Source organism: Pseudomonas sp. Irchel 3H9, assembly GCF_900187495.1.
GTDB classification, from domain to species: domain Bacteria; phylum Pseudomonadota; class Gammaproteobacteria; order Pseudomonadales; family Pseudomonadaceae; genus Aquipseudomonas; species Aquipseudomonas sivasensis.
The window spans coordinates 957,380-971,531 of record NZ_FYDK01000001.1 but is presented as its reverse complement, the minus strand read 5'-3'; the positions used below and the strand labels follow the sequence as shown (position 1 = coordinate 971,531).

The 14,152-nt window shown below is 59.6% G+C and carries 12 protein-coding genes and 1 pseudogene; 8 read left to right on the top strand and 5 right to left on the bottom strand.

Annotated elements, in window-relative coordinates:
* Positions 1-149: 149 nt before the first annotated feature.
* Complete coding sequence (locus CKW32_RS04660) at positions 150-914, top strand: LuxR family transcriptional regulator (protein ID WP_032888888.1); 765 nt, start codon at positions 150-152, stop codon at positions 912-914.
* 92 nt (positions 915-1,006) lie between these two features.
* Complete coding sequence (locus CKW32_RS04655; protein ID WP_032888886.1) at positions 1,007-1,939, top strand: proline iminopeptidase-family hydrolase; 933 nt, start codon at positions 1,007-1,009, stop codon at positions 1,937-1,939.
* A 100-nt stretch (positions 1,940-2,039) separates the two neighbouring features.
* Here CKW32_RS04655 and CKW32_RS04650 read toward each other — a convergent pair whose 3' ends face one another.
* Positions 2,040-3,542: a nucleobase:cation symporter-2 family protein gene (locus CKW32_RS04650; protein WP_032888883.1), complete on the bottom strand. Its 1,503-nt coding sequence runs from the start codon at positions 3,540-3,542 to the stop codon at positions 2,040-2,042.
* A 157-nt stretch (positions 3,543-3,699) separates the two neighbouring features.
* Here CKW32_RS04650 and CKW32_RS04645 point away from each other — a divergent pair, with 157 nt between their 5' ends.
* Positions 3,700-4,533 (top strand): nucleoside-binding protein, encoded by an 834-nt coding sequence (locus CKW32_RS04645; RefSeq protein ID WP_095184184.1) that lies wholly within the window; start codon positions 3,700-3,702, stop codon positions 4,531-4,533.
* A gap of 67 nt (positions 4,534-4,600) precedes the next feature.
* Here the strand turns inward: CKW32_RS04645 and punC are convergent, their stop codons facing one another.
* Complete coding sequence (gene punC, locus CKW32_RS04640) at positions 4,601-5,779, bottom strand: purine nucleoside transporter PunC (protein ID WP_032888880.1); 1,179 nt, start codon at positions 5,777-5,779, stop codon at positions 4,601-4,603.
* A gap of 122 nt (positions 5,780-5,901) precedes the next feature.
* Here punC and punR point away from each other — a divergent pair, with 122 nt between their 5' ends.
* Entirely contained in the window at positions 5,902-6,825 is a 924-nt protein-coding gene (punR, locus tag CKW32_RS04635) for a DNA-binding transcriptional activator PunR (RefSeq protein WP_095184183.1), read from the top strand.
* On the opposite strand, the gene CKW32_RS04630 is transcribed toward punR, so the two are convergent.
* Entirely contained in the window at positions 6,797-7,975 is a 1,179-nt protein-coding gene (locus CKW32_RS04630) for an acetylornithine transaminase (RefSeq protein ID WP_095184182.1), read from the bottom strand. The two genes, punR and CKW32_RS04630, sit on opposite strands and share 29 nt — an antisense overlap.
* A 96-nt stretch (positions 7,976-8,071) precedes the next feature.
* On the opposite strand from CKW32_RS04630, the gene CKW32_RS04625 reads away from it, so the two are divergent.
* Positions 8,072-8,977 carry a LysR family transcriptional regulator gene (locus CKW32_RS04625; RefSeq protein ID WP_095184181.1) on the top strand — a complete coding sequence of 302 codons (906 nt, stop codon included), beginning with the start codon at positions 8,072-8,074 and terminating at the stop codon, positions 8,975-8,977.
* Here the strand turns inward: CKW32_RS04625 and CKW32_RS04620 are convergent.
* Positions 8,974-9,597, bottom strand: coding sequence for an HAD family phosphatase (locus CKW32_RS04620; protein WP_095184180.1), 624 nt, complete (start codon positions 9,595-9,597; stop codon positions 8,974-8,976). The two genes, CKW32_RS04625 and CKW32_RS04620, sit on opposite strands and share 4 nt — an antisense overlap.
* A 304-nt stretch (positions 9,598-9,901) precedes the next feature.
* On the opposite strand from CKW32_RS04620, the gene CKW32_RS04615 reads away from it, so the two are divergent.
* Positions 9,902-11,071: an anthrax toxin-like adenylyl cyclase domain-containing protein gene (locus CKW32_RS04615; protein WP_095184179.1), complete on the top strand. Its 1,170-nt coding sequence runs from the start codon at positions 9,902-9,904 to the stop codon at positions 11,069-11,071.
* A gap of 63 nt (positions 11,072-11,134) precedes the next feature.
* Here CKW32_RS04615 and fabV read toward each other — a convergent pair whose 3' ends face one another.
* The gene (fabV, locus tag CKW32_RS04610; RefSeq protein ID WP_032889283.1) at positions 11,135-12,331 is read right to left on the bottom strand and encodes an enoyl-ACP reductase FabV; all 1,197 of its coding nucleotides are present in this window, start codon (positions 12,329-12,331) and stop codon (positions 11,135-11,137) included.
* A gap of 192 nt (positions 12,332-12,523) precedes the next feature.
* Here fabV and CKW32_RS28440 point away from each other — a divergent pair.
* Both CKW32_RS28440 and ppnN read left to right on the top strand, forming a co-directional pair.
* Positions 12,524-12,622 (top strand): annotated as a pseudogene (locus tag CKW32_RS28440) (beta-hydroxylase); the annotation flags it as partial.
* Between the two features lie 148 nt (positions 12,623-12,770).
* The gene (gene ppnN / locus CKW32_RS04600; RefSeq protein WP_032888871.1) at positions 12,771-14,144 is read left to right on the top strand and encodes a nucleotide 5'-monophosphate nucleosidase PpnN; all 1,374 of its coding nucleotides are present in this window, start codon (positions 12,771-12,773) and stop codon (positions 14,142-14,144) included.
* The last annotated feature ends 8 nt before the right edge of the window (positions 14,145-14,152 follow it).

Sequence of the window (14,152 nt, the reverse complement as noted above, 5' to 3'; positions counted from 1 at the left end):
TAGCGGCCGCTTGTCAGGCCAACACTACCGAGGATGCCGCGCGTCCATAACCTAGTAGTTCTTATAGGTTTGGCCTGGCAGTCCTTCGCCGGGGCGTGGCATTCTACTTGCCGCATGTCGAGATTCAAATGAATTCGGGAGCAGAACGGATGCTGACCAAGCTGACTGCCTTCAACAATCGTCTGATGCCGGGCAGGAGCCTGGATGAGCAGATGGACAACGCGTTTATCCTCGCTCAACAGTTAGGCTTCGATGCGCTGGTGTACGACTACTCCCCCGTGCCGATCGACCAGGACGGCGCATTGATCACCCCCTCGGTGCTGGAACTGCGCAATACACCACCCGACTGGCACGCATTATGGTGCAGCAAAGGGTTTTACCAGATCGACCCGGTGCAACACCTGGCCCTGAGCACGGTATCGCCTTTCGTATGGTCCTACGAAGCCAAGGCCGACACCCCACTGCAAAAAATCATCGATCCGTGCCACGCGCCGGTTTCATCCTACCTGCATGACCAGCAGCTGACCTGCGGCGTCAGCGTACCGATCCACCTGCCCCGTGGTGGCTTTGCTTCGCTGACCGGCCTGCGTATCGGTAGCGCGCACACGGTGTTGCAGGACGCGCAGCAAACTTTGTCGGATTTCAGTGTGATTTCCCATGCGTTGCAGGAAGCAGCCTACCCGCTGTTCAGCAAGGAACTGCGCACCTACCCCCATATTCACCTGACCAAACGCGAACGCGAGTGCCTGAAATGGGCCGCCGAAGGCCTGACCGCTGCTGAAATCGCCACGCAGTTGAGCCGTTCGCTGGCGGTGGTCACGCTGCACCTGGCTTCGGCGATGCACAAGCTGGGCGCCAAAAACCGAGTCCAGGCGGTGGTTCGGGCTACCCATTACCGCCTGCTGGAAGACTGATCCATCGGCAAAACCTAGCTGTTTTGCTAGTTACCTAAATTTCGCGCGCAGACTATCGTGTCCCTGAGCCTTTTTTCAGAGCAGGGTACGAAATGGAATTCATCGAAAAAATCCGCGAAGGGTATGCGGCCTTTGGCGCCTACCAGACCTGGTATCGCGTCACTGGAGACCTGTCCAGCGGCCGTACACCACTGGTCGTCATCCACGGCGGCCCCGGCTGTACCCATGATTATGTCGACGCCTTCAAGGACGTCGCAGCCAGCGGCCACGCGGTCATCCACTACGACCAACTGGGCAATGGCCGCTCCACGCATTTGCCTGAGAAAGATCCGTCCTTCTGGACCGTCGACTTGTTCCTCAAGGAACTGGATAACCTGCTGGATCACCTGCAGATCAGCGACAACTACGCGATCCTCGGCCAGTCCTGGGGCGGCATGCTCGGCAGTGAACATGCAATCTTGCAACCCAAGGGTTTGCGCGCGTTCATCCCGGCCAACTCCCCGACCTGCATGCGCACTTGGGTCAGCGAGGCCAATCGCCTGCGCCAATTGCTGCCGGAAGGCGTGCACGAAACCCTGCTCAAGCACGAAGCCGCTGGCACCTATCAGGACCCGGAATACCTCGCCGCCTCGCGGGTGTTCTATGACCAGCACGTATGCCGCGTGAACCCCTGGCCGGAGGAAGTGGCGCGCACTTTCGCCCAGGTCGATTCAGACCCTACGGTTTATCACGCCATGAGCGGCCCGACCGAGTTCCACGTGATCGGCAGTCTGAAGGACTGGAAATCCATTGGCCGCCTCTCGGCGATCAAGGTGCCGACCCTGGTGATCTCGGGCCGACATGACGAGGCCACCCCACTGGTGGTCAAGCCGTTTCTGGATGAGATCGCGGATGTACGCTGGGCGCTGTTCGAAGACTCCAGCCACATGCCCCACGTAGAAGAACGCCAGGCCTGCATGGGGACCGTGGTGAAGTTTTTGGATGAGGCCTGTTCAGTGCCGCACCCCGTCCGCAAGGCTGGTTGAGTTCCAAATGTGGGAGGGGGCTTGCTCCCGATCGCTGTGTGTCAGCCACTGTTTTTGTGACTGACCCATCGCTATCGGGAGCAAGCCCCCTCCCACATTTTTAGACCTCTGTGGTTTCAGCGTGGGCAGCTTTCCTTGGCACCTCCGCTACCAGCGGAATCTCCTTGCCCTCGGCATCAAACAACTTGCCGCCCCTGAAGTAATCTCCATCCCGCAACGCCGCGACATCGTGGAAGCACAAACTGCGCTCGGTCCCCGCTACGAACACCGACTGCTGATCCGAATTGCCCGCCGTGAAGTGGTTAAACGCCAGGTTCAGCAGGATCGCCATGATCGCCGACGAGCTGATGCCCGAGTGGAAAATGGTCGCAAACCAGCTGGGGAATTGATCGTAGAAACTCGGCGCTGCAATCGGAATCATGCCAAAACCGATGGAGGTGGCGACGATGATCAGGTTCATGTTGTTGCGGTAATCCACTTTCGACAGGGTGCGAATACCACTGGCCGCCACGGTGCCGAACAGCACAATCCCGGCACCGCCCAGCACCGAGGTGGGCACCGCGGCGATCACCCGCCCCATGAATGGCAGCAGGCCAAGGATCACCAGGAACAGGCCACCGGTGGCAACCACGAAGCGACTCTTCACCCCGGTCACCGCCACCAGGCCGACGTTCTGGGCGAACGCACTCTGGGTGAACGAACCGAAGATCGGCGCGAACATACTCGACAGCATGTCGGCGCGCAGGCCATTACCGAGGCGTTTGGAGTCGACTTTGGTGTCGATGATCTCGCCCACGGCCAAGATGTCGGCCGAGGTTTCCACCAGGGTCACCATCACCACGATGCACATGGAAATGATCGCCGCGATGTGGAAGGTCGGCATGCCGAAATGGAAGGGCGTAGGGAAACCAAACATCGGGCCCTGGGTCACGCCGGAAAAGTCCGCCATGCCGAGGAACACCGCAATCACCGTGCCGATGACCATCGCCAGCAGGATCGACAGGCGCGAGATGGTTGCGCTGCCAATCTTGCTCAATAGCAGCACCAATACCAAGGTCAACGCCGCCAGGCCGATATTGGGCATGCTGCCGAAATCCGCAGCGCGGCTGTTACCCCCCATGGCCCAGCGTGCCGCCACGGGCATCAGCGTCAGGCCGATGGTGGTGATCACGATGCCAGTCACCAACGGCGGGAAGAACTTGGTAATCCGCGAGAACACGGGCGTGATCAGTAGCCCGATAAACGACGCGGCCATCACCGCCCCAAGAATCGCCGGCACCCCGCCAGCGCCGTCGCTGCCGACAATCGCCACCATGGTTGCCACACCGGCAAATGACACGCCCTGCACCAGCGGCAACTGACAGCCAAAGAACGGCAGGCCAAGGGTTTGCAACAGGGTGGCCAAGCCACCCGCGAACAGCGACGCGGCGATCAGCAGACCAATATCTGCCGGTGACAACCCGGCCGCCTGACCGACGATCAACGGTACCGCGACGATGCCGCCGTACATGGTGAGCACATGCTGCAGGCCGTAAGCCATGTTGGCGGCGACGCCGAGATTCTCATCTTCTGGCCGCTGCGGTGACGCCTTCGGGATAGTCATGGTGAGGGGTTCTCTGTTTTTGTTGTGCGGCCACTGTATGCAATGTTAGGACTAGATGTCCATAGAGTTGTATACAATCAATCGAACAAGATACCCTCCGCCGGCGTTACAAAAACAATCCGGCCGTGATGAGCCAGAACGCCAAAGGACCAGGACCATGAAAAAGGTATTACAGGGCGCCACCGTTGCACTCACCCTTCTCGGCGGCGGGGAGGCTGTCGCGGTGGAATGGATGAACAACAGCGTAAGCTTTCGCTACGGCCAGCAGTTCACCAACCCGAACAACCCCGATGAATTCAGCAAGCGCATCTACAGCTTCACCCACGCCAGCGGCTACCAATACGGCAGCAATTTCCTGAACCTGGACGTGTTCCTGTCCGACAGCCGCGACCCGCGCAAGGGCACTGATCACGGTGGCAGCGAGGTGTACGCCGTGTACCGGCACCAGCTGTACGCCTCACGCGTATTTGATGTGCCGCTGGGCACCGGGCTGATCAAGGATTACGCGCTGACCTTGGGCTTTGATGCCAACCGCAACAACAACTTCGCCTCGGCCAAAAAGCGTGCGCTGGTGCTCGGCCCGACCTTGAAGTTCAACACCGTGGGCGTGCTGGACCTGAGCCTGATGTACTACAAGGAAAAGAATCACACCGGCATCCCCGGCGCGCAGGAGTCGAACCACACCTTCGACGACACCTACATGCTTAACCTGACCTGGATGCGCCCATTCGAAATCGCCAACCACGGGGCAAAATTCCAGGGTTTTATCAATTACGTCGGGGAAAAAGGCGAGGACTACCATGGCCGTGACACTGCGCCGGAAGCCTTGATGCGCACCGCGTTGATGGTGGCGGTACGACCGGGTAAGAGCGTAAAGCCGAACCTGTACCTCGGCGTGGGTTACGAGTACTGGCACAACAAATTCGGTGTAGACGGCGGCCGGGGTAGCCGCACGTCAACACCGACGGTGAATATGGAGATCACGTTTTAGCCACTGACCCAGCCGAGTCAAAATGTGGGAGGGGCTTGCCCCCTCTCACAGTGATCGCACTGTCAGCCTAAACGCGCGACAGCTTCGAAGCCGTGTGCTTCGGCCGCGCCAGCCAGTAGCCCAACACCGCAAGTGGCGCGGTCGCCAGCATCACGATCACGGTGATCAGCAGCGGTTGGTCGATCATCGAAGACACCAGCAGGCTGCTGAGAAAACACAGGCCCAGTTGCAAGGTGTTTTGCAACGCGGCCGCCTTGCCGGAATTTTCCGCAAACGGCATCAGTGCATTCGCCACCACGATCGGATAACTCGCACCGTTGACCAACGCCATCAGACAGAACGGAATCAGCAAGGTGGTGAGGGTCGGCACGGTCATGGTCGCAACCAGATACAGCGCCACCATGCTGATGCAGTAGGCCGCCAGTAACCAAGGCAACAACGTCTTGCCCTGGAAACGCTGCAAGGCGCTGCGGCAGCTGTAGCCGCCCACCAGAAACGCCAGTGTCGGCAACACGTAACTCAGGCCGATGTCATTCGGGCTGTAGCCCATGTCGCCAAGGATGAACGGCGAAGCCGTCAGCCAGGCAAAGAAACTGGCGGAGCAGGCAGCGAAGATCATCACGTTGCCGGTGAACACCCGGGAGGTGAGCAACTGCCCATAACCGAGGCGTGTCGGAGTTTCTGCCTGCCGTTTCGGCACGCTGCGCAGGAACAAGGTCGGCAGCAGCAACAGCAGTGATACGCCCAGCAAGACCCCAAAGATCGCCTGCCAACCGAAGTGGTTCAGCACCATCGCGCCCAACAGCGGCGCCAGGGCAGGCGACAGCGACATCAGCGGCATGATGCTGGCGAACACCCGGTGAGCCTTGTCGGCCGGGTAGCGGTCAATGACCAGCGCCTGCCAGCTCACAGCAGCGGAGCACACGCCAATGGCCTGCATAAAGCGCAAGGCCAGCAACTGCGACGCGGTCTCGACCCAGAACATTCCGGCGCAGCCCAGCACAAACAGACTCAAGCCTGCGAGCAAGATCGGCTTGCGCCCCAGGCGATCGGACAACGGGCCCCACAGCAACTGCCCCAGCGCAAAGCCGGCGAGGAAAATACTCAAGCTGGCCCCCACCGCGCCAGCGCCAATCTGCAACTGCTCGCCCATGGCGCCGAACGCCGGCAAGTACATATCCATGGCCAGATAACCGAGCATGCTCAGCCCCGCCAGGTACCAGGTAAAACCAAAAGAATTTTTCATTGAAGCCTTGTAGATCTTGCCATCAAACTATTTGCTGACTGGCGGCCATTATGAGGCTGACAGATTTTGTGTGAAGCGATAATAATTGGACACTCTTATCAATAATTTTGAAGGCAGTCACCATGTGGTCTGAATACTCCCTGGATGTAGTCGATGCGGTGGCACGCCATGGCAGTTTCAGCGCTGCCGCCCAGGAATTGCACCGCGTGCCGTCGGCCATCAGCTACACGGTGCGTCAACTGGAAGAATGGTTGGCAGTGCCACTGTTTGTGCGGCGCCATCGCGACGTAGAGCTGACCCCGGCGGGCCGTCTATTTATAGACGAAGCCCGAGGCGTGATGAAAAAGATGCTCGGCACGCGGCGTCTGTGTCAGCAAGTGGCGAACGGTTGGAGCGGTCAGTTGAAGGTGGCCGTGGACTCCATCGTCAAACCCCAGCGTTGCCGGCAGTTGGTGCTGGATTTCTATCGACAGTTCCCCGAGGTGGAATTGTTGCTGGAATACGAGGTGTACAACGGCGTGTGGGACGCCCTGGCCGATGAGCGCACCGACATTGTGATCGGCGCCACCAGCGCGGTGCCGGTGGCCAGTCACTTCACCTTTCGCGACATGGGATTGTTGAACTGGTTGTGTGTGGTCAGCGCCAAGCATCCACTGGCGGCGGTGCAAGGGCTGCTCAGCGATGACCAACTGCGCCCGTTCGCATCACTGTGCATGACCGACACTTCACGCAACCTCCCCAAGCGCGACACCTGGACGCTGGATAACCAGCGTCGGCTGGTGGTGCCGAACTGGGCGTCCGCCATCGATTGCCTGCGTGATGGTCTGTGCGTCGGCATGGCGCCAGCGCATCAGGTGTTGCCGTGGATCGAACGCGGTGAACTGGTGGCGCTGCAATTGACCCGGCCCTTCCCCGCCAGCCCGTCGTGCGTGGCCTGGGCACAGAACAAGCTGTCCCCGGCCATGGCGTGGTTGCTGGAGTATCTGGGGGATAAAGAGACAATGAACCAGGAATGGCTCAATGGGCCTGATCCAATAAACGGGTGATGGCTCGCACGATCATTTCGACCTCCTTGGCATCCAGGGTCAACGGCGGCAACAGGCGAATGACCTTACCCCGCGTCACATTGATCAGTAGCCCATGCTCCTGGGCAGCGCGCTGGGCCAGTTCGCGGTAAGGGCTGGTCAGCTCGATGCCGATCATCAAGCCTTGCCCGCGAATCGCCATTACCTGCGGGTGTTCGTCCAATTCCATCCGCAACCGCGCCAGCAAGCGCTCGCCCTGCTGCGCAGCGTTCTGCAACAGGCCTTGCTCTTCGATAATGTCCAACACGGTGCAGCCCACGCGACACGCCAGCGGGTTGCCGCCGAAAGTGCTGCCGTGGCTGCCCGGCGTGAATAACTGGGCCACCCCCGCCCTTGCAAGGCAGGCGCCGATGGGCACACCGTTGCCCAGGCCTTTGGCCAAGGTCATCACGTCCGGCAGGATGCCTTCATGCTGGAAAGCAAACCAGGCGCCGGTACGGCCGATGCCGGTCTGGATTTCATCCAGCATCATCAGCCAACCGTGGCGCGTGCAGTGATCGCGCAGCGCTTGCAGGTAACCCGGCGGCGCCGGCAGCACGCCGCTTTCGCCCTGGATCGGCTCCAGCAAGACCGCCGCGATCCGCGTACCAAACGTTTTGGTGAGCGCTTCGATGGCCGCCAGATCACCAAACCGGACCTTGAGAAAATCCCCCGGCAAGCGCTGAAAACCAAGGCGCACCGACGGTCCGTCACTGGCGGCCATGGTGCCAAGCGTGCGGCCGTGGAAGGCATTCTCCATGACCACCACCAACGGCTCTTCGATGCCTTTTTTCCAACCATGCAACCGCGCCAGTTTCAGCGCGGTCTCGTTGGCTTCGGCGCCGGAGTTGTTGAAAAAAACGCGGTCCAGGCCGGACAGTTGCGTCAAGCGCTGGGCCAGCCGTTGCTGCCAATCAATGCTGTAGAGGTTGGAGGTATGCAGCAACAGGCCAGCTTGCTCGCTGATAGCCGTCACCAGTTTCGGGTGGGAGTGGCCGACATTGGTCACCGCCACACCCGCTACCGCGTCCAGGTATTCACGGCCCTGCTGATCCCATAGGCGTGTGCCCAGGCCACGGGTAAAACTCAAGGCCAAGGGTTGGTAAGTGGTCATCAGGCAGGCGGCGGTCATGGTGGCAGGCTCCGGTTGTGGTGATGGAAGTATCGTTAGCCACCTCAGCTGGATAAACTGTGCTTTCCTGCAATGACTTTAAATCAGGGATTGATAATGGACCTGTTCCAGGCAATGTCGGTGTACGTGAAAGTGGTGGAGACCGGCAGCATGACCGCTGCGGCACAGGCCTGTGGGATGTCGACCACCATGGTCGGTAACCATTTGCGCGCCTTGGAGCAACGCCTGGGCGTCAGCCTGCTCAAGCGCACCACGCGCAAGCAGAGCCTGACGGAATTCGGTGGCCAGTATTACCAGCGCTGCCTGGAAGTGCTGGGACTGGTCGCCGACTCCGAACAATTGGCAGAACAGGCCCACAGTGACGTTCCCAAAGGCACCCTGCGCATCACCGCGCCACCCGCCTTCGGCACCGAACGCCTGGCGCCGGCCTTGAGCGAATTCTCGCAACGCTACCCGCTGATCAAACTGTACGTGGTGCTCAGCAATCAGCGTATGGACATGGTCGACAGCGGCTTTGACGTGGCGATCCGCCTGGGCGAACTGGAGCCGTCGAGCCTGATCGCCCGCCCCATGCAGGACTACACCATCACCCTGTGCGCCTCACCGCAATACCTGGAACGGCGTGGCACGCCACAGACGCCTGTAGACCTGCAGCACCACGACTGCCTGGCCTTCGCCTACCCATCCACCGACGACTGGCGCAATGCCGACAAGCTCTGGCGCATGACCGGCGCAGAGGGCGAAGTGGAAATCCCGGTGTCCGGTTCGCTGACCATCAACAGCTCCCAAGCCCTGCGCCAAGCGGCAGTGCAAGGCATGGGCATCGTCATGCTGCCAGACGCCCTGGTACAGCCCGACCTGCAGAGCGGCAAGTTGGTGGCATTACTGACCACTTACCAACTGCCCAGCCGTCCCATGCACTTGCTGTATGGCCAGGACCGCTATCGCCTGCCAAAGCTGCGCGCCTTTGTCGATTTCGCCATGGAGAAATGGGCGCGCTAGAAGCCCACACCCAATTCACGCAGCCGAGCCGCCGTCTGTTCGGCTGACACATGGTGAATGCCTTGCCAGCCAAGGGCGATGGCCGCGTCGATATTGCCGGCAACATCATCGATAAATACGACTTCTCCTGGCTGGATATCCGGCAAATGGGCACGAACTTGACTGAGGCTGGCGTGGTAGATCGCCGGATCGGGCTTGATCAGCTTCAACTCGCCAGACACCACGATGTCGCGAAAACACTGCAGGAATGGATAGTGGGCACGGGCATAGGGAAAGGTTTCGGCTGACCAGTTGGTAAGCCCAAACAAGGGCATGTTGGCTGCATGCAGCGCCCTGAGAATCGCCACGCCTTCGGGCAACGGGCCACGCAGCATTTCATGCCAGCGGTCGTAGTACGCCGTGATCAGGGTTTTGTGGTGGGGGAATTGATTGATCAGGACGTGCGTGGCTTCGGCCAGCGGCCGACCCGCGTCCTGCTCGGTGTTCCAGGCCTGGGTGCAGATATTCTCGAGAAACCATTGCCGCTCATCATCATCGGCAATCAGCTTGCGGTACAGGTGTTGCGGGTTCCAATCGAACAACACACCGCCGAAATCAAACACTACTGCGCGAATCGTCATGGGGTCCTCCCGTGTGTGAAACGACATAACCATCACAGTCTGGCATGCCTGCGACCTGCAAGAGCGTGTAAGAGCGAGTAGGAACGCTCTGAGAATTCGACCAGGCCCGGCGATGGGAAATAGCGGAGCTCCCGTGCAGTACGCGGTTTTAACTGACTTGCGCGAGTTCAACTTCACACAGACAGTCACACTCGTTCTCTGCGATTGAGGGCGCTTTCACCTTAGTGTCGGTCGGACAATTCAAGGAGCTGGCGTTTGGAGGGAATCGTTCAACTTCGCAGTAGACATACGTGGAGAAACTTCAATGACAGGCATGATTTCCTCAGTGATTTCCCCTTGCGCGCACAGCCTTCATACGCTGCAAAGCTACCGCGCCCAGGGCGCGAATGATCCCGCAGCCGATCTGGTCGGCCAAGTAAAAAACCAAACAGGCATCGTGACGAGCCATCTTGCCCCCTTGCAAGGCATCGCGGTAATCACCAACTCCATCATTGGCGTACGCCCGGTCGAAACCGTGGCAACAGGCCTGATAGAAGCCGGGCACCCCACCAAGGACTTCCACATCAAAGGGAAAAGCGCCAACTGGGGCCCCCAGGCAGGTTTTATCTGTACGGATCAGGCGCTCAGCAAGCTTGAGCAATTTGCTGAAAAAACGCCGGCCAAAGTGGCCAAGGCCAATGAGCAAATCCAGGCGTGCATCCAGGAAGGCCACGCAGTTGCAACCCCTCTGAAACTCTCGGGCCCGCGCATTGATGAGCTGCTCAAGCTCGGCCAGATAACCCAACTGGCAGCCCATGGACCTGACGGCACGTTGCAGTTGAGCGCCTGCGGGCCCAGTCAACAGTCGTATACATTCGAAGGCCATCGCACGTCGCCTTCAAGTGACAGCTACCTCATCACTCATCAGGGCAAGCCCCTCGAAGTGCTGGCCAAGCAATCAGAAGGCAAACCGTTGACCGCCGATTACGACCTGCACATGATCGCGCCCCACATCAGCGACTTTGGTCCACAGGACAATCTCCCCGTGCCGGACGTGGCCCACCGTGTCTTCAGGGATCGAGTTGAGCGCTACAAGCAGGTTCCGAAAGAGCTACGCGCAGACTTTGAAAGTGCGGCGCACTTCTACCAGAAAGAAGATCCCCACCTCGGCAATGCGACACCGCGGATAGAGCAGATGATAGAACTCATCAATCAAACGTTGATAGGCGAGGGAGAGCGCGTGGTTCATCACAATGCGGACTCGGGCAGCCCGGCGACGGAAGTGGCCGACAATTACCCGGCGACGTTTTTCCTGCCGGCAAAACTGGGCCGATTCAATGAAATCAGCATCATCCGCGACAGTAGGGAAATGGTAGAACTGATCAAGACCGCCAAGGACAGCGGTTATCACGTACCGCTGAATCCACTCTGGGAGAAAGAAGTGACCACTGTCAGGCGGTCCGACTTTACCCTGGCAAAAAACCGTCTTTCTTGAATCAAGAAAGAGCTGACAGCGGCCTGATAACCCGGTTATCAAGACCGCTGTCAATCACATCATTTACGCCTGGACCAGACCGTTGATCTTCACGGTCGGGTTCACGTCAGCGTCGTAGTCCACGCCATCGACTTCAAAGCCGAACAAGCGCAGGAACTCCGCCTTGTAGCCGGCAAAATCGCTGATCTCGTTGACGTTTTCGTCAGTAACCTGATCCCACAGTGCCGCAACGGCGTCCTGGACCTTTGGCTCCAACTCAGCCAGATCGGCACGCAGGCGGCCGTCGGCGTCGAGTTTCGGCTCGCTGCCGTACAGGCTGTCCTTGAACAGACCGTAGACCTGCTCGATGCAGCCTTCGTGGGTGCCCTGCTCTTTCATCACGCGGAACAGCAGCGACAAGTACAACGGCATGATCGGGATCGCCGAACTGGCCTGGGTCACCACGGCTTTGAGCACCGACACGCGGGCGTCGCCCTTCAGTGCGGCCAGGTTGTCGCGCAGGGTCAGGACTTTCTTGTCGAGGTCTTTCTTGGCTTCGCCGATGGAGCCGTTCCAGTAGATATCCTGGGTCAGCTTCTCGCCGAGGTAGGTGAACGCGGTGGTCTTGGCGCCTTCGGCCAACACGTCTGCATCACGCAGGGCGTCGATCCACAGCTGCCAGTCGGCGCCACCCATGACATTCACGGTGCCATCGATTTCTTCCTGGGTTGCAGGCTCAAGGGTGGTGTCGACCACAACGCCTTTGTCGGTATTGATACCGCGCAGGGTCACAGCCTTGCCAATTGGCTTGAGGGTGGAGTTATAGACTTCACCGGTTTTAGGATCGGTACGGCGTGGCGCCGCCAGGCTGTAGACCACGAGGTCGATCTTGCCCAGGTCTTTCTTGATGGTTTCGATGGTCAGGCGCTTGATCTCGTCAGAGAACGCGTCGCCGTTGATGCTCTTGGCGTACAGGCCTTTTTCGACGGCAAACTTCTCGAACGCAGCACTGTTGTACCAGCCAGCGGAGCTGAGCTTGCCTTCTTCGCCTTCTTTCTCAAAAAACACGCCCAGGGTGTCGGCGCCGCAGCCAAACGCAGCACTGATACGCGCGGCCAAGCCGTAGCCGGTGGAAGCGCCGAGGACCAGCACCTTCTTGGGGCCGCCTTCGATGACGCCGTTTTTAGTGACGTAGTCGATCTGCTCTTTGACGTTCGCTTCACAGCCAACAGGGTGAGCGGTCACACAGATAAAGCCACGAACCCGCGGTTTGATGATCATAAAAATTTCTGCCTCTTCCAAGGTGCCGAAGGCCAATGGTGGCCATTCAACTTCAATCGTACCGGTCTATGACGCCTGAAAAACCGAAGCGTCACGATAGACGTAAATCTTCCGTTTACAAAATTCAATCCACACAAGGCTGGCAAGGCTTAGAAACGATGTAAAGCCTGCACAAGGTCGCACGCCGTTGCGGTGTTGCCGTCGCTGCTCAACGCCGTGATCCCAGGGTTTTGCGGGATGGCCGTTACCCTGCGTCGGGTTTTCTACAAAAACTGGAAGCTGATTCGGTAAGTTCTGCGGCATGATGGGGGTGGACGGTATTTGCGCTGGGCCCCGCGCCTGAGGTAAATATTCGGCTCGTGCGACCGTTTACGGCGCCCACCATTCTCAAGCTATCGCGCCTCGTAGGGTGCGGTGGCTGTGCTTTCAAGGAATCAGAATGCCCCAACGCCAAGTCATCAATGCCTCCGTCAGCCCCAAGGGCAGCCTCGAAACCCTGTCCCAACGTGAAGTCCAGCAACTGAGCGAAGCCGGTACCGGCAGTATCTACACCCTGTTCCGCCAGTGCGCCCTGGCGATCCTCAACACCGGCGCGCATATCGATAACGCCAAGACCATCCTCGACGCCTACAAAGACTTTGAAGTGCGCATCCACCAGCAGGACCGTGGCGTGCGCCTGGAACTGTTGAACGCGCCTGCCGACGCGTTTGTCGATGGTGAAATGATCGCCAGTACCCGTGAGATGTTGTTCAGCGCACTGCGCGACATCGTCTACACCGAGAACGAACTGGACAGCCAGCGCATCGACCTGAGCAACTCCCAAGGCATCACCGACTACGTGTTCCATCTGTTGCGCAACGCCCGCACGCTGCGCCCGGGCGTGGAACCGAAGATCGTGGTGTGCTGGGGTGGGCACTCGATCAATACCGAAGAATACAAATACACCAAGAAAGTCGGCCACGAACTGGGCCTGCGCAGCCTCGACGTATGCACCGGTTGCGGCCCCGGCGTGATGAAAGGCCCGATGAAGGGCGCGACCATTTCCCACGCCAAGCAACGCATCACCGGCGGCCGCTACCTGGGCCTGACCGAGCCGGGCATCATCGCCGCCGAAGCGCCGAACCCGATCGTCAACGAGCTGGTGATCCTGCCGGACATCGAAAAACGCCTGGAGGCCTTTGTGCGTGTCGGCCACGGCATCATCATCTTCCCAGGCGGTGCCGGCACGGCTGAAGAGTTCCTGTACCTGCTTGGCATCCTGATGCACCCGGACAACCGCGACGTGCCCTTCCCGGTCATTCTCACCGGGCCGAAACAGGCTGCGCCGTACTTGCAGCAACTGCATGCCTTCGTCGGTGCCACCCTGGGCGAAGCAGCGCAGGCGCACTACCAGATCATCATCGACGACCCGGCCGAAGTGGCCCGCCAAATGACCGTCGGCCTCAAGGCGGTGAAACAATTCCGCCGCGAACGCAACGACGCGTTCCACTTCAACTGGCTGCTGAAAATCGACGAAGGCTTCCAGCGCCCGTTCGACCCGACCCACGAAAACATGGCCGGCCTGCAACTGAGCCACGCACTTCCACCCCACGAACTGGCGGCCAACCTGCGCCGTGCCTTCTCGGGGATCGTGGCCGGCAACGTGAAGGACAAAGGCATCCGCCTGATCGAGGAGCATGGGCCGTACGAGATCCACGGCGACCCGGCCATCATGAAGCCGCTGGATGAGCTGCTGCAGGCGTTCGTCGCCCAGCACCGCATGAAATTGCCGGGCGGTGCGGCGTACGTGCCTTGTTATCGCGTAGTGCAGTGAGATAAAGG